The organism is Bradyrhizobium sp. UFLA06-06 (assembly GCF_054820065.1).
In genome coordinates this window covers 24,765-42,395 of the sequence record NZ_JADFUD010000069.1, presented here as the reverse complement: position 1 = coordinate 42,395, position 17,631 = coordinate 24,765, and the positions used below count along the sequence as shown (strand labels likewise).

General features: G+C 65.1%; 18 protein-coding genes and 1 tRNA gene. 6 read left to right on the top strand and 13 right to left on the bottom strand.

The window, feature by feature from the left end; genetic code table 11:
* Positions 1–179 precede the first annotated feature (179 nt).
* Positions 180–1,715, bottom strand: a complete 1,536-nt coding sequence (locus IF803_RS35970; RefSeq protein WP_461195492.1) for an aspartate ammonia-lyase — start codon at positions 1,713–1,715, stop codon at positions 180–182.
* A gap of 322 nt (positions 1,716–2,037) precedes the next feature.
* On the opposite strand from IF803_RS35970, the gene IF803_RS35965 reads away from it, so the two are divergent.
* Positions 2,038–2,751: a hypothetical protein gene (locus IF803_RS35965; protein WP_028341840.1), complete on the top strand. Its 714-nt coding sequence runs from the start codon at positions 2,038–2,040 to the stop codon at positions 2,749–2,751.
* Positions 2,752–3,292: 541 nt separating this feature from the next.
* On the opposite strand, the gene IF803_RS35960 is transcribed toward IF803_RS35965, so the two are convergent.
* The 7 genes from IF803_RS35960 to IF803_RS35930 all read right to left on the bottom strand — a co-directional run bounded on the left by IF803_RS35960 (position 3,293) and on the right by IF803_RS35930 (position 10,061).
* Positions 3,293–4,129, bottom strand: coding sequence for a tetratricopeptide repeat protein (locus IF803_RS35960; protein ID WP_461195491.1), 837 nt, complete (start codon positions 4,127–4,129; stop codon positions 3,293–3,295).
* A 136-nt stretch (positions 4,130–4,265) separates the two neighbouring features.
* Positions 4,266–4,640 (bottom strand): hypothetical protein, encoded by a 375-nt coding sequence (locus tag IF803_RS35955; protein WP_461195490.1) that lies wholly within the window; start codon positions 4,638–4,640, stop codon positions 4,266–4,268.
* Positions 4,640–5,386 (bottom strand): SDR family oxidoreductase, encoded by a 747-nt coding sequence (locus IF803_RS35950; protein WP_461195489.1) that lies wholly within the window; start codon positions 5,384–5,386, stop codon positions 4,640–4,642. The genes IF803_RS35955 and IF803_RS35950 overlap by 1 nt, the downstream gene beginning before the upstream one ends.
* Positions 5,386–6,741 carry an FAD-binding oxidoreductase gene (locus tag IF803_RS35945; RefSeq protein ID WP_461195488.1) on the bottom strand — a complete coding sequence of 452 codons (1,356 nt, stop codon included), beginning with the start codon at positions 6,739–6,741 and terminating at the stop codon, positions 5,386–5,388. The genes IF803_RS35950 and IF803_RS35945 overlap by 1 nt, the downstream gene beginning before the upstream one ends.
* Before the next feature lie 32 nt (positions 6,742–6,773).
* Positions 6,774–8,204 carry a UbiA family prenyltransferase gene (locus tag IF803_RS35940; RefSeq protein ID WP_461195487.1) on the bottom strand — a complete coding sequence of 477 codons (1,431 nt, stop codon included), beginning with the start codon at positions 8,202–8,204 and terminating at the stop codon, positions 6,774–6,776.
* 158 nt (positions 8,205–8,362) lie between these two features.
* Positions 8,363–8,439: transfer RNA gene (locus IF803_RS35935), tRNA-Arg, on the bottom strand.
* A 119-nt stretch (positions 8,440–8,558) separates the two neighbouring features.
* On the bottom strand, positions 8,559–10,061 hold the full coding sequence (locus tag IF803_RS35930; RefSeq protein WP_461195486.1) for a flavin-containing monooxygenase: 1,503 nt from the start codon (positions 10,059–10,061) through the stop codon (positions 8,559–8,561).
* An 86-nt stretch (positions 10,062–10,147) separates the two neighbouring features.
* Between IF803_RS35930 and IF803_RS35925 the strand changes: the two genes are divergently transcribed.
* The 3 genes from IF803_RS35925 to IF803_RS35915 all read left to right on the top strand — a co-directional run bounded on the left by IF803_RS35925 (position 10,148) and on the right by IF803_RS35915 (position 12,950).
* Positions 10,148–10,795 (top strand): TetR/AcrR family transcriptional regulator, encoded by a 648-nt coding sequence (locus tag IF803_RS35925; RefSeq protein ID WP_461195485.1) that lies wholly within the window; start codon positions 10,148–10,150, stop codon positions 10,793–10,795.
* A 199-nt stretch (positions 10,796–10,994) separates the two neighbouring features.
* The gene (locus IF803_RS35920; RefSeq protein WP_028341847.1) at positions 10,995–12,092 is read left to right on the top strand and encodes a helix-turn-helix transcriptional regulator; all 1,098 of its coding nucleotides are present in this window, start codon (positions 10,995–10,997) and stop codon (positions 12,090–12,092) included.
* A gap of 192 nt (positions 12,093–12,284) precedes the next feature.
* Positions 12,285–12,950 carry a hypothetical protein gene (locus IF803_RS35915; RefSeq protein WP_035631918.1) on the top strand — a complete coding sequence of 222 codons (666 nt, stop codon included), beginning with the start codon at positions 12,285–12,287 and terminating at the stop codon, positions 12,948–12,950.
* A 114-nt stretch (positions 12,951–13,064) separates the two neighbouring features.
* Here the strand turns inward: IF803_RS35915 and IF803_RS35910 are convergent, their stop codons facing one another.
* The 3 genes from IF803_RS35910 to IF803_RS35900 are packed head-to-tail and all read right to left on the bottom strand — an operon-like array spanning position 13,065 to position 14,779.
* Positions 13,065–13,487 (bottom strand): CAP domain-containing protein, encoded by a 423-nt coding sequence (locus IF803_RS35910; protein WP_028341849.1) that lies wholly within the window; start codon positions 13,485–13,487, stop codon positions 13,065–13,067.
* A gap of 22 nt (positions 13,488–13,509) precedes the next feature.
* Entirely contained in the window at positions 13,510–13,716 is a 207-nt protein-coding gene (locus IF803_RS35905; RefSeq protein WP_028341850.1) for a hypothetical protein, read from the bottom strand.
* Positions 13,717–13,756: 40 nt separating this feature from the next.
* The gene (locus IF803_RS35900; RefSeq protein WP_028341851.1) at positions 13,757–14,779 is read right to left on the bottom strand and encodes a 2-dehydropantoate 2-reductase; all 1,023 of its coding nucleotides are present in this window, start codon (positions 14,777–14,779) and stop codon (positions 13,757–13,759) included.
* A 148-nt stretch (positions 14,780–14,927) separates the two neighbouring features.
* On the opposite strand from IF803_RS35900, the gene IF803_RS35895 reads away from it, so the two are divergent.
* Both IF803_RS35895 and IF803_RS35890 read left to right on the top strand, forming a co-directional pair.
* Positions 14,928–15,533 carry a YidB family protein gene (locus IF803_RS35895; protein ID WP_304497664.1) on the top strand — a complete coding sequence of 202 codons (606 nt, stop codon included), beginning with the start codon at positions 14,928–14,930 and terminating at the stop codon, positions 15,531–15,533.
* Between the two features lie 36 nt (positions 15,534–15,569).
* Positions 15,570–15,848 (top strand): GlsB/YeaQ/YmgE family stress response membrane protein, encoded by a 279-nt coding sequence (locus tag IF803_RS35890; protein WP_028336227.1) that lies wholly within the window; start codon positions 15,570–15,572, stop codon positions 15,846–15,848.
* 97 nt (positions 15,849–15,945) lie between these two features.
* Here the strand turns inward: IF803_RS35890 and IF803_RS35885 are convergent, their stop codons facing one another.
* Complete coding sequence (locus IF803_RS35885) at positions 15,946–16,728, bottom strand: SDR family NAD(P)-dependent oxidoreductase (RefSeq protein WP_461195484.1); 783 nt, start codon at positions 16,726–16,728, stop codon at positions 15,946–15,948.
* A gap of 90 nt (positions 16,729–16,818) precedes the next feature.
* Positions 16,819–17,580 carry an N-acyl homoserine lactonase family protein gene (locus IF803_RS35880; RefSeq protein WP_461195483.1) on the bottom strand — a complete coding sequence of 254 codons (762 nt, stop codon included), beginning with the start codon at positions 17,578–17,580 and terminating at the stop codon, positions 16,819–16,821.
* Positions 17,581–17,631: the final 51 nt, after the last annotated feature.

The window sequence follows — 17,631 nt, the reverse complement described above, 5'->3', positions numbered from 1 at the left end:
ATCTATTACCTCCTAAGAGCCCGGCACCGCGTCCCTTGGTTTTCAAAGACTTATTTTGAGTCAGACTCTGAGGAGCCCGCCGAAGGCGGGCGTCTCGAAGGATGGCCACGAGGACACCGCCACGAAATGCGATAGCCCTGCGCTTGCGGGGGAGGGAGCGCAATTGCTGCGCCTCGCCCTCAACTCTTCGGCACCGGCTGCCGGCGCGCCGGGCGGGTCATTGCTTCGAGTTCAAGCAACTGGTTGAGCTCCGCTTCGGTCAGCAGCTTTTCCTCCAGCACGATGTCAGCGACCGAGCGGTTCTCCTTGAGCGCACGGCGCGCCACGCGCGATGAAGCCTCGTAGCCGAGCGACGGCGCCAGCGCCGTGATCAGGCCGATCGAGCCCTGCACCAGGCTGCGGCAGCGCTCGCGATCGGCCTCAATGCCGTCGACGCAACGCTTGGTCAGTGTATCGACCGCCGCCGTCAGCATGCGCAGCGAGCTCAAGACGCAATAGCCGATGGTCGGCTCGAACGCGTTGAGCTGCAACTGGCCACCCTCGGCGCACATCGTCACCGTGAGGTCGTGCCCGATCACCAGGAAGGCCACCTGATTGACCACCTCGGGAATGACGGGATTGACCTTACCCGGCATGATCGACGAGCCGGCCTGCACGGCGGGCAGACGGATTTCGCCGATGCCGGTGCGCGGCCCCGACGACAGCAGCCGCAGGTCGTTGCAGATCTTGGACAGCTTGACCGCGACGCGCTTGAGCACGCCGGAGAACAGCACGAAGGCGCCGAGATCGGACGTCGCCTCGATCAGGTTGGAGGCCAGCACCATCGGCTGGCCGGACAGCCGCGACAGCTCCTCGACCGCGAGCGCCGCATAGCGCGGATCGGCATTGATACCGGTACCGATCGCGGTGGCGCCGAGATTGACCTCGCGGAACAGCGCGGAAATCTCGTTCAGGCGCGCGACGTCCTCCTTCACGGTCACGTGGAAGGCATCGAATTCCTGGCCGAGCGTCATCGGCACCGCATCCTGAAGCTGGGTCCGCCCCATCTTCAACACGTCGGCGAACTCCACCGCCTTGCCCTTGAGGGAGTAGGCGAGATCGTCCAGCGCACGCACCAGCGGCTGGGTGGCGAAGATCACCGCGAGCCGCAGCGCGGTCGGATAGGCGTCGTTGGTCGACTGCGCCATGTTGACGTCGTCGTTCGGATGCAGCGCGTGATAATCGCCGGGCTTGCGCCCCATCAGCCGCAGCGCGACGTTGGCGATCACCTCATTGGCGTTCATGTTGGTCGAGGTGCCGGCGCCGCCCTGGATCGCGTCGACGACGAAGGATTCGGCATAGACCTTTTCGGTCGCAATCTGGGTGCAGGCCGCCTCGATCGCATCCGCCTTCTCGGGTGCGAGATAGCCGAGCCGCTTGTTGGCGCGCGCGGCGGCCTGCTTCACCAGCGCCAGCGCACGGACGAATTCCGGGAAGTGCCCGACCGGCACGCCGGTGATCGGAAAGTTCATCACCGCGCGCTTGGTGTGAATGCCCCACAGCGCATTGGCCGGCACGTCGTCGTCGCCGAGCAGATCGTGCTCGGTGCGGGACTGCGCCTGCTCGATCGGCACGGTGCGGACGGTCGCGACCGCGAGCTCGCTGGGGCCGCCGCTCTCGCCGGAGGCGGACGCGGCAGCTGCAGTGTTGGCGGTCTCAACCTTCGATTCGGCCATCGGTACCTCCGTTACCTCTCGCAGATCTTGTCGTCAGCGACGCCGGCGATGATGCGCCGGGCGGGCGTCGAAAGCCAATGCCTATCGGCAGAGTCTTGCACACCGGTGAGCGGCAAGACGCGGAAAAGCGGCATTGGGGCGCGCCGAAGCGGGAGATTAAGGGCTTTGCCTTATCCGTCATGATAACAACAACTTATAGCTCGATATCGTGGCTCGCTTGGCGAGCGATGCGGCTGCTTTCTCCGCCCCGTCGTCGCGTGCTAGACGAGCATCGACTGGCGCAAGGGCGCCGCCGACACTGAACGAACCAAGGGCCAAAGCCGTGTCCAACAACAACGAAGCGATCACCATCAAATTCCGCTGCCCGGCGGAGCTCGAGGGCAAGATTCCGCCGCCGGTGCCTGCATCGTTGGGTCTTCCCGGATGGCTCAAGGCGATGCCGACGCAGGCCTTCAATACGATGAGCAATCGCGAAGAGGATACCGTCAAGCGCTGCCCGCCATTCGTCGATGCGATGACATCGGGTTTCCTGTTGCCGCTGGTCTGCGATCTCAAGGTCGAGAATGGCGCGATCACCTGGGACAACGACCTTCCGGCCGGCGGCGCGCTCGAATTCCCGCGCTCGCCGGTCGGATTCCACGACGAAAGCCAGGTGGTCGGCTCGCCGCTGTTCGAGCCCGACCGCTTCGTCATCAAGTTCATCAATCTGTGGACCATCGAGGCGCCGCCCGGCTACTCGCTGTTCTTCACGCATCCGGTCAACCGGTTCGACCTGCCGTTCACCACGCTGACCGGCATGGTCGATTGCGATCTGTTTCACGACAGCTGGGTTCATTTCCCGGCACGCTGGCACGACACCAGTTTCAACGGCGTGCTGCCCAAGGGCACGCCGGTTGCGCAATGCTTCCCGGTGAAGCGCGAGAACTGGGTCGCGCAGACCGCGGCGATGACGCCGGATGAAACATCGCGCGCCCAGGAACTGACCAACAGGATGGCCCGGGAGTCCGGACTCTATCGGCGCCAATTCCGGACGTAGAGCGGGCGCGCGAAACCGCGTTGCGGGCGATGACGGGCGTTGGTGGGGAGAAGATTCCCCCCACTTGTCGTCCCTGCGAAAGCAGGGACCCATACGCCGCGGCGGGTGTTGTGAGCGGGACCCGTCGTTCCGGCATCGCTCAACAATGACCATTGGTGGTTATGGGTCCCTGCTTTCGCAGGGACGACACTGAGTTTGTGGCGCGATCCTGAGCCAGTTCGGTGTCATCACCCGCGCATGCAGATGATCGAGTATCCAGAGACGCTTGTGCTTGAACGCAGAGGCCGTGGCTTATCCCGGCTGTCGTCCCGGCGAAAGCCGGGACCCATACGCCGCAGCGGGTGTTGTGAGCGGGACTCGTCGTTCCAACGTCGCGGAACAAGCAGCATTTGTGGTTATGGGTCCCGGCCTTCGCCGGGACGACGGTGCACCAGCGGCTGGACCGCCTAGCTTCTGTTCTCATTGTATCAGAACCGAAGCTCTGGATTCTAGTTTGACGCGCTTTCCTGGCGCGAACCGGTGTCTGCTTCGCTCGAAAACGCTAGCTCAGGAATTGCGCAAAGGCGCTGCGACGGAAGAAGAAGCGGCCGTGCGATGACATGATCAGCGCGGCGGTCGTGCGACCGATCATTTGCGGCCGGCCGCGCAACGCCAGACGCAGATTGGCCTCGCCGGCGGCGCGGTCGCCCATTTCCAAAAGACTGGCGGAGAAGCTGAGACGCATCAAGGGATCGTCGGGCCGCTGCGCCATCACCTGGCGGTAGAGATCCGCTGCGGCAGCATATTCGCCATCGAGCAGCAGCACACGCGCGAGCGCGGCCAGAACATCGGGATGTCCCGGCGCCGCATTGCGCAGCTTCTCCAGAATCGCGCGCGCCCGGCCGCGCTCATTGCGCTGGGGCAGCAGCTGCGCGAGCAGGAGCTGAAACTCGAGGCTCCCCGGCGCGAGAGCAAGCGCGCTCTCAATGACGGCAACCGCCTCGTCGATGCGACCGGCCGAGTGCAATTGCCCTGCCAACGCCTGAAATGCGGGCAGGTACGGCGGCCGCCGCGCGGTGGTTCGCCGCAGCACATCGATCGCCTCGCTGCCGCGACCGGCGCCGCCGAGCGCTGCGCCGAGCAGGGTCTCGAGGCCGGGATCCTCGACGCGGCGCACGGCTCGTTCGAGCGGCGCGATCGCCTCCTCGTTGCGGTTCTGGATCATCAGCGCCCGCGCCAGGATCGAGGCCGCGCCGACATCGGTCCGGTTTGCCTTCAAGACCTCTGCCGCCAGCCGCTCGGCTTCGACGACCTGTCCCATCTGCAATGCGACCACGGCGCGTTGCAGGACCGGAGATGGGCTGGGCCCGCGATTGGAAGGAGGCGGCGGTTTCGGCATGCGGTCCGTCGTGAGATGGTTCTTGTCAGCCGTTATCACTGCCGCCGACGGAGCGTCCAGCGAAAGTCGCATCCGGACACCGAGATACCGTCCGGTTCCAGCCTCCACCGTCCGATTTCATGCATCTCCGCGGCTGTCAGGCGACCAACCGCCCCCTCCCTGCAATTTTTCGACTGCTTAACCTATTCAATCTAGCTTGGGTTGCCATCACAGGGCCCGGCTTGATGCTCTCGGTCACGGCCAGCAGATAGGGCCAGATGATCGACGAGCTCGGCGACGAGACCTCGGACGCATTGACGCCGTAGCCGCCGGACCGAATGTGATCGGCAACGGCGAGGTGGATGTAGGGATCGTCGAGGGTGAAGATCAGCCGGCCGTCGCAGAGCGTGACGCTGAGGGTCAGGGTCGCCGCGAACAGCACGAACCACAGCGATGCCGTCACAAGCGGGACGCTCTGCCGGATCGCGCTGGATCGCGGGAACGACGCGTGGTTGGCGGCGACGCCAGGCATCAGATGCGCATCCGTTTGAAGATCGTCTCCGGCAGCGCGCAGATGATCGCCATCACCAGCCGGAAGCGGCGGGCCACATAGATCACGTCACGCGGCCTCGTCACATCGGCCCGGAAGATATCCTCCGCGACCCGATCCGGCTGCACCGTCAGGGGAGCCGGCAGCTTCATATGCGCCGTCATCCTGGTCCGCACGAATCCCGGCTTGGCGGTGACGACACGGACTTTGCCCGCAAGCGCCAGGCGATTGCGCAGGCCGGACAGGAACTGCGAGAAGCCGGCCTTGGCCGCGCCGTAGTAATAGTTCGAGGCCCGCCCGCGATCGCCGGCGACCGAGCTCACGCCGACGATGGTTCCCGAGCCGCGCGTCGCGAAGGCTTGCGCGAACAGTTCGAGCAGCAGCGCGGGCGCCTCGAAATTGGTGCGCATGATCCTCGTCGCAAGCTCGGGATCGGTCTGGGCACGCGGTTGATCGCCGAGCTCTCCGACAACGCATATGACGGTGTCGGGAAGCGTGGAAAGGCCGGCGACGAAGCCGGCAAGCTGCCCGGTCTGCAGCACGTCGAGCGCGACAACCGAGGTTTCGATACCGCTTCGCGTCTTGATGTCGTCCGCATTGCGCCGTGCCGCCTCGATATCGCGGGCGGCGAGCATCACGCGCCATCCCTCGCTCGCATAGCGCAGCGCGGTCGCGTGCCCGATGTCCGAGCTGCCGCCAATCACCAGAATTGATTTTGTGCCGGTCATCAAATTCCAAGCCGTGCTGAAAGATGGGACACGAGGCGGCTGTTTGCCCCGGTCTGCTGGCGGATGTCCCGCAAGGCCGCAAGGCCGGGATATCCGGATTCGAATGTCGCGCGGGACTGCCGCGCGTCCTTGGCGAGATAGAGCCGGCCGCCGGCATCGACCACCAGCGCGTCGAGCTGGTCTAGAAACCCGAACAGCGCGTCGCTGACCGGAAAGTCCATCGTCAACGTGTAGCCGCGGAGCGGAAACGACATCGGCCCGCTGCCTTCGCCAAGCTGCTTGAGCACCGCGAGAAACGACGCGTCGCCGCGCCGTGACACACGATCGAGAATTTCGGCGAGAACGCGGCGCGCGCGGTCGAGCGGGATCACGCATTGGTATTGCACGAAGCCGCGCCGGCCGTAGATCCTGTTCCAGTCGGCGATCGCATCGAGCGGAAAGAAATACGGGTCCCAATGGACCAGCCGCGGCTTGCCCGGATGTGCGGCGCCGCGGCGGAAGTACAGCTCGTTGAACACCCGCATCGATGCGCGATTGAGCAACCATCCCGGAAACGGTTCCGGGACCGCGAGCCGCGACGTGCGAAGCCTGGGAAACGTCTCGAGGGCGGGCCCCAGCATATCCTTGTCGCGGCGCGTGGCGTGCTCGGCCAGATAGACCAGCGACCGTCCGAGCGCCGCACCGCGCGCAAGGCAGTCGATCCAGGCCACCGAATAGGTGCTCGATGTGCTGCTTTCCAGCTGATCGATCGCCGCGTCGAGATTGCCGGCGACGCGGGTGTCCTGACGCAGCCAGGCGGTCTCGATCGGCAGCAGCCGCAGCGTCGCGTCGAGGATCATGCCCGTCAGGCCCATGCCTCCCAGCGTCGCCGCGAACAACGCGGCGTTTTCCGATCGCGAGCAGGTGACGATCTCGCCGCCAGGTAGCGCGAGGCGGAACGAATCGACGATGGTGCCGAAGCCGCCATCGCGATGATGGTTCTTGCCGTGAACGTCGGCCGCGATCGCGCCGCCGATCGTCACGAATTTCGTGCCGGGCACGACCTTGAGGAAGAAGCCGCGCGGCTCGAAAACGGCAAGGATGTCGGCGATGGTGACGCCGGCTTCGACCGTCAATCGGGCGGTTGCGGCATCTAAGCTCCGCATCCGGTTCAGGCCGCGCGACGAAATTGTCGATTGCGTTCCGATCGCGGCATCGCCGTAGGCCCGCCCGGCCCCGCGCGCCACAACGCCGGACCGCGCAAGCAGGTGGTCCCGCGCGCCTGCGGGCGTCTGCGGCGCCAGCAGTTCGGACGACGCCTTGGGATAGTTGCCCCAGCCGGACAGGCCAATGCCGCCCGGACTGGAGGTCGACATCACAGCTCCTGGTAACGCAGCCGCCGGCATCGCTAGATGGCGGCGAGCATGATGGCGCCGATCGCGCCGAGCGCGACCCAGCTGACGCGATCCCTCAGCGCAAAGATGACCGGATCGTCGTCGATCAATCCGCGCTGCGCGAACAGCATCACACGGCCGATCCAGTACATCAATATCGGACAACCGACCCAGAGCAGTTGCGGATGGCTGTAAAGCGCGCGCACCGTATCGGACGAGATGTAGAGCGTGAAGATCACGACGGCGTTGAAGCCTGATGCGGCGGCGAGGATCGCGATCATCGATTTGTCTTCGACCCGGTAGCCGCGCGCCGCCAGCACGGCGCCGTCCGGTTGGCTGGCGAGCTCGATATAGCGCTTCACCAGCGCCAGCGACATGAAGATGAACAGCGAGAACGCAAGCAGCCATTCCGACATCGGCACGCTGATCGCGACCGCGCCACCGATCACGCGGACGGTGTAAAGCGTGGCGAGCACGACGACGTCGACGGTCGCGATGCGCTTGAGCCAGAACGAATAGGAGGTGGTCAGCGCGAAATAGCCGAGCAAGACGCCGCCGAACTCGATCGATATCGACATTGCGATCGCAAATGCGGCGACCAGCGCCAGGGTCATCGCGCCGACGGCTTGCGATGCCGGGATGGCGCCGCTTGCGATCGGACGGTTGCGCTTGGTCGGATGCGCGCGGTCGGCCTCGACGTCGAGAAGATCGTTCAGGATGTAGGCGCCCGACGCGCAGAGCGAGAATGCGATCACGGCAAGCAGCGACGTCGCGGCCGATCCCGATGCGAATTTGTGTGCGGTCAGCAGCGGCACCAGCACAACGGCGTTCTTCGCGTATTGATGCACCCTGAACAGCTTCAGCCAGCTGCGCATACTGACGCGCATGCCGACCTGCGCGGGCGCGGGCGACTCGGATCGACCGGGGCGGGCGAGGCGCGATGCGGAATCGGGCAACACGACCGCCGCGCTGCCGATGTAGTCAAAACCCTGGCGAAGCACGGGCGGCAGCTCTTTGCGCCGTGCCGCCGGCAATTGACGTTCCGGCGCGGCGGCCCAGGCGGTGAAGACGCCAAGATGCTGGGAGACCGCGCTGACGAACGGCTCGGGATGGGTTTCCGAGCAAAGGTAGACCGGGCGGCCTTCGCCCAGCACCTGCAGCAGGAACCTCACCGCGTCGTGGTCGAATTGCGCCCGGGATGGATCGAACCCCGATGGATCTGCACCATGCGTCGATCGCGCTTGCGGTCCAAGGGAAGCGGTGATCGCCGCGGCGAAAGCGCGAAGGCGGCGGATCGAGTCGGACGCGATATCGGCCGGGACGGAGCTTCCCCGCACCATGACCTCGTCGACATCGACGACGAGCGGCCGGCCCTTTGAACGCAGCGGATCGCGAAGGGCGTCGCCGCCCCCCTGCTCAACCCGTTCTGGAACGCTAGCTCGCATACGCGCGGTCTTCCGGTGCCCCCTCCCCATTGTCCCGGGCTTTCCCTAATTTGGGGTGAACCTGATCTCGGGTGAACTTGGGGGAGCAAACGCCGGGCAGATCGCGCCGGAATGCATGGTGCAAAAGCCTCGCCGACAGCGTGCGGCCGAGCGAGAAATGGCGATCCCGGGAAGACTCGAACTTCCGACCTACGGTTTAGGAAACCGTCGCTCTATCCGGCTGAGCTACGGGACCGCACCGCCCGCAGCGAAAACATGCGGGCGTCGCCATCCCATAGCAGAGCTGCCGGGTGATCGCCAGCCCGCGCCACATCGGACGCGCGCGAAGTTGCGCGGCGTTTGGCGCGTCGCGCGTTACGCCACCTGCCGGGCCGGATTCGAGGCGCCATCCGCGCTCGCCCGACGCGCCGGCAGAAACTCGATGGCCTCATCCTTCAGCGCGCCGAAGCGCAGCGTCATGATATCGAGTGCATAATTCTGGTAGAGCCGCCACGGCCGGCGCGAGCCCTGCTTGGGGAACCTGGCGGCGGCGCGCTGGATATAGCCCGAGGAGAAGTCCACCCAGGGCAATTCGGTGACGGTCGGGTCGTTCCGCCGCGGCGTGACTTGCGCGTAGCCGTTCGCCTTCATGTGGTTGAGCATGCGGCAGACATATTCGCAGGTCAGGTCGCATTTCAGCGTCCATGATGCGTTGGTGTAGCCGAAGGCGGCGGCGAGGTTCGGCACGCCCGAGTACATCAGCCCCTTGTAGTTCATGGTCTTCGACAGATCGACACACGCGCCGTCGACATTGATCTCGAGCCCGCCGAGCACCTGCAGATCGAGGCCGGTCGCGGTCACCACGATATCGGCGTCGAGCACATTGCCGCTCTTGAGCTTGATGCCCCCACGCGTGAAGGTCTCGATCTGGTCGGTGACGACGGACGATCCGCCGTTGCGCAGCGATTGGAAGAGATCGCCGTTCGGCACCAGGCAGAGCCGCTGGTCCCAGGGATTGTAGCGCGGCGTGAAATGAGTGGCGACGTCGTAGTCGGGACCGAGCGCGTGACGCACGCCGCCGAGGATCAGCTTCTTCACGCGCTCCGGATCGCGCTTGCAGAGCCGGTAGAAATACATACCGAACAGCACGTTCTTCCAGCGAGTGAGGCCGTAGGCGAGTTTCGCGGGCAGCCGCGCGCGCAGCCAGTTGGCGACCTTGTCCTCGTCCGGCCGCGCCACGACATAGGTCGGCGAACGCTGCAGCATCGTGACATGGGCGGCGGTCTTGGCCATTTCCGGCACCAGCGTCACCGCGGTCGCACCGCTGCCGATCACCACCACCTTCTTAGCCGTATAGTCGATGTCGTCAGTCCATTTCTGCGGATGGACGACGCGGCCGGCGAAATCGGCGATGCCGGGGAAGTCGGGCGTGTAGCCGTGTTCATATTTGTAGTAGCCGCTGCACATGAACAGGAAGTTGCAGGTGAAGCGCTCGATCGTCTTCTCCGGCCCCCGCTCGACCTCGACCGTCCATCGCGAGTCAGCGGACGACCAGTCGGCACGCACGACGCGGTGGTTGAAGCGGATGTTCTTGTCGATGCCATAGACGCGCGCGGTCTCGCGCACATAGTTCAGGATCGAGGGGCCATCGGCGATCGCCTTCGGCTCGGTCCACGGCCGGAACGAATAGCCGAGCGTGTACATGTCGGAGTCGGAGCGGATGCCGGGATAGCGGAACAGGTCCCAGGTGCCGCCGATGCAGTCGCGGCCTTCAAGAATGGCGTAGCTGCGGTCCGGGCAGTTGGCCTGCAAATGGTAGCCGGCGCCGATGCCCGACAGTCCCGCGCCCACGATCAACACGTCGAAATGAGCGGACATGCCCTGACCCTCTCCCGTGGCAGTATTGACAATACGTATTGTCAGATAACTTGACATCTGACAATGCCTCGTGTCAATAGACTTTCATGGCAAGCAGCCGGAAAGCCCGCCTCTATGGCGGTATGGACGCCGAGGAACGCCGCACCGAGCGGCGGCTCAAGCTGATCGATGCCGCGATCGAGGTCTATGGCGAGGTCGGCTATCGCGGCGCCACCGTGAAGGCGATCTGCGAGGCGGCCGAACTGACCGAGCGCTATTTCTACGAGTCCTTTGCCAACAGCGAGGCCCTGCTGATCGCCGCCTACGGCCATGTCGTCGGCCACCTGCACGAGGAAATGACCGCTGCCGCCGCAGCCGCAGGCGACGATGCCGAGATGAAGCTGCGTGCCGCCCTGACGCTGTATTTCACGCGGCTGAAGCAGCACCCGAAGCCTGCGCGGGTCTTTCTGCTGGAAATTTCCGGCATTAGTCCGGCGGTCGATGCCGTCAAGCTCGACGCCCTGCGCGTCTTCAGCGACATCCTGGTGCCGCCGACGCTCGATGCGAAGCGCGGCAAGGGCGCGGCCGCCTCGCTGCTCTCGGTCGGCATGGTCGGTGCCGTCATCTCGATCGCGCTGCGCTGGGTGTCGAAGCAATACCCGCAAGCCGTCGAGGAGGTCGCGGCGATCGCCGCCAGCTTCTGCCGCGTGGCGCTGACCAAAGCCGACCACCGTGAGGATGGTCACCGATCGTAGCGGCCGGATCGTACCGGCGAGCCGACCCGCCGATTTTCGATCATGTTTCGCCAGTGCTTGCGGACCCGACCCCTAGCCTGTCGCTGATTTAACTTGCATATCGGGCCCCTCGGTTTTCTTATGCCCGGTACCGGGCGCAACGAGGTGCAGCCTGTTTCGCCTGACAAAACAACGCTGTTTGCATCGGCGGAGCTGAATTTTGGTCGACCTGCACAGGCTTGACGATGTGACCGCGCGCCTCGGCGATGTGGTTCTCGATCCCTCGACCTGGCCGTCCTTCATGGACGAGGTTTGCGCCGCCATCGGCGCGACCGGCGCTGCGATGCTTCAGAGCGATATCCGCACCGAAGACATTCCGCGCACGGACTCGATCACCGAGTATTTCACCAAGACCTACTTCCCGCACAATCTTCACCTCACCGACATCCGCGCGGCCCGCGGCGTGCCGCTGATGCACGCCGGCGTCGACGTCATCACCGATGCGGATCTGTTCGAATCCGAAACCGAGATGCTGCGCGATCCGCTCTACGCTACGCTCGGCGAGTTCGGACTGAAATGGTTCGCGGCCGTCGGCTTCCACTCCGGCCCAGCATTGTGGGCACTGACGATCCAGCGCTCACCCACGGAAGGCCTGTTCGACGCCGACGAGATCAAGGCGCTGCGAAGGGTGTCGGCGCCGCTCACGGAAGCCGCGACGCTGTCCGCCGTCGTCGGCCGCTCCGCGCTCTCAGGCATCACCAGCGCGCTCGATCTGATCCAGGTCGCCGCGATTGCGGTCGGCCGCTTCGGCGCCGTGATCGGCATGAACAGCCAGGCGGAAAGCTGTCTCGGCCACGACCTTGCGATCCGCAATAATCGCCTCACGCTGCTCGACCGGCAGGCCAATGCCGATCTGACCAGGCTGATCGATCAGCTGGCCCACAGCTCGGACCTGCACCCATTACCGTCGTCGCCGATCGTGGTGCGCCGGATCGACAAGCGGCCAATCGTGATCCAGATCCAACCGGTGCCTCCGGCCGCGCGGTCGCCGTTCCTGGGGGCGCGCGCAATCCTGTTGATCCGCGATCTCGAAGGCAGCGCGGCGTTCGATCAGGCGCTGCTGGCGGCGACGTTCGAACTGACGCCGGCGCAGGCACGCCTCGCCACCCGGCTTGCACGCGGCGATTCGGTCGAAGCGGCCGCGCAGGAGGCCGGCGTTGCCCTTGCCACCGCGCGCAATCAGCTCAAGACGATCTTCCAGAAGACCGGCACGCACAGGCAGGCGGAACTGGTTGCGTTGCTGCACAGGGTGAAGTGAACGATTAAACGCGAATTGTTCTGATCTCCGGCCCGTTCCCATGAGATTCTTCAATTATTCCAATCGCGAAGGCTGTGTTCCATCAACCGCAGCAACATTCCACAGGTCAGGAAAATCGTCGGGTTCCCGGGTGACAAGTGTCACTAAAATGGCGACAATCTGCTCACTCTGTGTCGTTCGGGTTTGGTCTCAATGTCCGTGATGCCGTCACGATCATCGACGTTGGCTGTTGCCGCTTTCGCCGTCGCTTGCGTGCTGGCGCCGATGAGCGCGCACGCGCAATGGTGGCGCGGCGGGCCGAAGGACTTCGAGGACTGCGCCGACCTCGCCGAGAAGGCCAAGACCAGGGAAGACAAGACCGCGCAACTCGCCGATTGCAACGCCAAGTTCGCCGGCCGCCGCAAGCCCGGCGGCGGTTACACTTATTACGACTTTATGCAGGACCGCAGCTTCGACATTGCCGGTCCCAATCCGACGCCGGACGAGCAGAAGAAGATCGACCAGGAATATACCGGCTATCTCGAGCAGCAGCGGCGCTCGCGTATCGTCGCGGCGTTCAATGCGAAGCAACTCGAGCGGCAGGAGACACAGCCGGTGCGGCCGCCGCAGATCCAGCAGGCGTCATTGCACAATGAGCCGGTGCGCAGTGAAACTGCGAAAGTCCCCGTCCCCGCCGCAAGGCCGGTCAAGCCGCGGGTCGCTGCCGTCCCTATTCCCGAGCCGCGGCCGCGGGCAAGCAACTGCGTGAAGGGTACGTTCTCCTGCGAATGGCCGCGGCTTTCCGAGGGATTGGACGGCCTGAAGAAGCTGTTCACGCCGACACCGCCGCCACCGACCAAGGTTGCGAAGCGAAACTGACGACTCGCTTAGTCATTCCGGGGCTCGCGCAAGCGAGAACCCGGAATCTCGCTGCCATTACCGTCGAGATTCCGGGTTCGTCGCTTCGCTCCGCCCCGGAATGACACCGCAGGCTCAATCGGTAATCACCATCGCCCAGAACCTGCGGTACGGCGACTTCGGGTTGTCGACGAAGGCGACGCCGACGCGCTTGGCGCCCGGCATCAACAGGTTCTCGCGATGGCCGGGCGAATTCTCCCACTGCTTCAGCATCTCGGCGAAGGCGATGAAGCCGGCGCCGATATTTTCGGCGGCGCGCTGCTTCTTGAGCGGCGCGATGCGCGTGAAGAAGCTGCCGCCCGCGGAGTGGCTGACCGATCCGGTCGCCGACATCGCCTGCGCCTGCTTCAGCGCCATCGCGTTCAGCTTCGCGTCGAGCTTCACCGCGGGCATGCGATTGGCGCGCCGGTAGGCACTGATCGAACCGGCATAGTCGTCGGCGCCTGCGGCCGTGGCGAAGCCAAACACGAAGGTGAGCGCGAGGAACAGCAGCTTCATCTGAGGTCGTCTCTGTCATGGATCAGCGCGCGCGGGTGCGCTTGTGGTGTCGGGGCGCGACCGATCTGTGCGCAGGCACGGCCGCTCGGCTTGCTGCCGCAGCCGCCGCGCGCTGCTCCTGCAAGCGCGCATCATAGCCAGGCGACGGTGTCACGGTCGGCGGCGCCGCACGGGCCGGGCCGGCCACGAGCGCAACAAGCGTGAGCAGCATGATGCTGGACCGTTTCATGATGTCACCTCCTCTGTTGTTCGATCGACGTGGCGAACGATCATCGGCGTTCATGGTCGCTGCCATCGCGGATCTGTTCTGGCGTCAGCCCCGGCGATCCCTTGCCGTCCGCCTCCGCCTTCCGGATCAGCGCGATGACGCGGCGCGACAATGGCGCCGCGAGCCCGCGGCGATCCGCGATCGCGGTGATCACGCCCTGCAGATAGTCGATCTCGGTGCGGCGGCCGCGCTGCAGATCCTCCCACATCGAGGAGCGCGCCTCGGGATCGATCTTCATGGTGCGGCCGAGCAGCATGTCGAACAGCGCATCCGGCAGCCGCAGCAAAGACGGCATCCAGCTCGACGGCAGCGGCGTCGGCGACACCGGCGCAATGCCTTCGGCGCGCACCGCGGCCAGGCCCTCGGCCATCTGATCGGCAAGCAGTCGTCGCCAGCCGCGCTGCGCGAGCTGTTGCCGCAGCGGAATATTGGACAGCGCATTGAGCGCATTGTTGAGATTGACGATCAGCTTGCCCCACTGCACGCCGTCGATATCGCCGGTGGGCTTGATCGCAAGCCCGGGCACCGACAGCCGCGCCGCGGTGCCCGCGTCATCCTGCGCGATCACGATGTCGCCGGAGGTCGAGCGATGGAAGCGGCCGTCGCCGAGCGTGACCACGTTGAACGGCACCATGCCGCCGAGCACCTTGCGGCCCGGCAGGCGGTCGCGCAGCAGCGGCACATTGCCGACGCCGTTCTGCAGGCTGATCACCGCGGCATCGCCAGGCGCGTGGCGCGCGATCACATCGGCCATCGCGGCGGTATCGGCACTCTTCACCGTCACCAGCACGGTCTGAACGTCGGACAAGATCGACGGATCGTCGGACACAATGAGCCGGTCCGCGGATACCGTCCGCTCGGAGCCGTCAAAGCTGCTGATCCGCAAGCCGTTGCCTGCGATCTCCCGGATCAGCCGCGGCCGCGCCAGCAGCGCGACACGGCGCCCCGCGGCCGCGAGCATGCCGCCGACGAAGCAGCCGATGCTTCCGGCGCCCGCAATGCCGATCGGCCGGTCCTGGTTCATCTGGAACGTCCATTCATCATTGGCTCGATAGCAGACCTTGGGTTGCCTGCCTATTTCGACGCACCGCAGGTCGGGTGGCCCGCCTTGTAACCGTCATGGGCGGAAGCTATGTTTCCCGCTCGGGGCACGGTTGCGGCAGGAGACGATCATGGGTTTACTGGACGTACTCAACGGCATGCAGAACGGCCCGCGCGGTCCGAGCGCGCCAAGCACATCATCCGACAGCTCCAGCGGCGGCGGAATGTCGCCGATGACGATGGCGATCCTCGCGCTGCTCGCATGGAAGGCGGTCAAGCATTTCTCGGGCGGCCAGGCGGACGCGAGCGCCCCTGAGCCGAAGCCGGCGCAGGCGCCGCCGCTTCCTCCCGGCAACGTCACTGCAGGCCTGCCCGGCGGCGCCGGTGGCGGCGGGCTCGGTGATCTGCTGAAGGGCGGCCTTGGTGGCCTGCTCGCCGGCGGCGCAGCCGGCACCGTGCTCAGCGGCGGCCTCGGCGACCTGCTCAACCAGTTGCAGCAAAAGGGTCACGGCGACGCGGCCAATTCCTGGGTCAGCAACGGTCCCAACAAGCAGATCGCGCCCGGCGATCTCGCCAACGCGCTCGGCGCCGACCAGATCGACTCGCTGGCGTCAACGAGCGGCCTGTCGCGCGACGATCTGCTGCAGGGCTTGAGCCAGTATCTGCCCGACGCGATCAATCACCTGACGCCGGACGGACGGCTGCCGAGCGGCGACGAGTTGCACCGCAGGCTCTGACGGCAGCGTTGATTCCATCTGAGGAGGACGACAGTCATGGGCGGCATCATCTGGGTCATCATCGTCGGCTTTATCGCGGGGATCATCGCGCGGTTCCTGTCGCCGGGACCGAACAATCCAAGCGGCTTTATTCTCACCACCGTGCTCGGCATCGCCGGTGCGTTTCTCGCGACCTTCATCGGCCAGGCGATCGGCCATTACGGTCCCGAACAAGGCGCCGGCTTCATCACCGCCACGATCGGCGCGCTGGTGGTGCTGTTCATCTGGAATCGGCTGGTCGCGGCGCGCGTGATCCCGGATCCGGGAAACAGGTGACAGCACAGCGAACCGAATATTGATCCAAGATCAAAATGCCCGGGCCTGGCCCGGGCATTTTCGTTTCCGTAACGGTCGGAAGACGTGGATAGTTAGCTCACTGAATCAGATGCATCCCGGCATCCATGCGGACGAATTCGCCGGTCATGTTGCTCGAGGCCGGGCTTGCCAGGAAGCAGACCAGATTGGCGATATCTTCGGCCGTTGATGCGACCTTCAGCGGCACCCGCGCGACCACGGCATCGCGCACCTGCTTGGCGCCCGTCTCGCCGCGCCCCTTGGTGAACCAGGGCGTATCGATATAGCCCGGACACACCGTGTTGACGCGGATCAACGGCGCCAGCGCGCGCGCCAGTGACTGCGTCATGGTGTTGAGCGCGCCCTTGCTCGCGGCATAGGCGACCGACGAACCACCGCCGGAAATGCCGGCGACCGAGGAGACGTTGACCACCGCCGAGGGACGGCTCGATGCCTTCGCGCCGGCTTCGAGGAGCGCGCGCGCGGCACGAACCATCTGGAACGGACCGATGGTGTTGACCGCATAGATGCGCTGGAAATCCTCCGCGGTCAGGCCGTCGAGATCGTGATGCGGCACGTGCTTGGTGGTGCCCGCATTGTTGACGAGCACGTCGAGGCGGCCCCAGCCCTGCGCGGCGGCCGCGATCTTCTTGCAGTCCTCATCGCGCGAGACGTCACCCTGCACCACCAGCACCTCGGCGCCCTGCTTGCGGCAGGCTTCCGCGGTCGCTTCGGCTTCCGCCTTGCTGTTGGAATAGTTGATGATGAGGCGCGCGCCCTGCGTGGCGAGGATTTGCGCGGTGGCGGCGCCGAGTCCCGATGCCGATCCCGTCACGATCGCGCACAAACCATCCTTGGACATCTGCATTTTCCTTGTTGCTGTGAGCCAGATGAACTCCGGCGGCGGCACACCATATCGCGGGAGACAGCATCTGCAAACCGCGCCAAATCCTCACGTATACGCGTTCGCCCCCTTTTGCAGGCTGGCCCACTGCGCCTCGTCATGGCCGCAGATGATCTTGACGCCGGATGCCTCGAGCCTGGCAATCTCGTCGAGCGACTTCAGGAACTGGTCGACATCGAGGCTGTTCCTCGGTGAGGTCCGCTGGTCGAGATTGGCCCGCACACTGAGCGCGTCGGACGCCAGCAGGAATTCGCCGCTGTTGTCGAGCTTGACCAGCGCGCCGGTCGTTCCCTTCGAGTGTCCGGGCAGCGGGACCAGCGTCAGCTTGCCGTCGCCGAACACGTCCATCTGCTTATCGAATATCTCCATCTTCAGCGGATGATCCCAATCCGCCTTGATGTATCCGCGATCGAACGCGTTATCGGCATTCGCGGCCTCGACCTCGAGTGCGTGGACGAAGATCGTCGCCTTCTTGAAGAAGGCGTTGCAGCCGCAATGGTCGGTGTGCAGGTGGGAGCAGATCACCACGTCGATGTCGTCGGGGCCGAGGCCAACGGCCTTCAGGCTCGTCAGCACATGGTCGTCCGCCGGCATGATCGAGCGCATGTATTTGGCCAGCGTGCCGAGCCGTCCTTCAGGATCGGTCGCGACATCGGGATGGCACCCGGTATCGAACAGCACATTGCCTTGCGTGTGCCGCAACAGCACGCAGGACACCGGAAGCTCGATCATCTCGCCGCGCGCCGCGTCAGGCAGATAAGTCCGCTTCGACATCTGGAGACGGCCGCCCGACAACATGTGCATCTTCATCTCGTTACCTCCGCTTTTGGCTTCAAACTACATATGAGTTTTATGGAAACT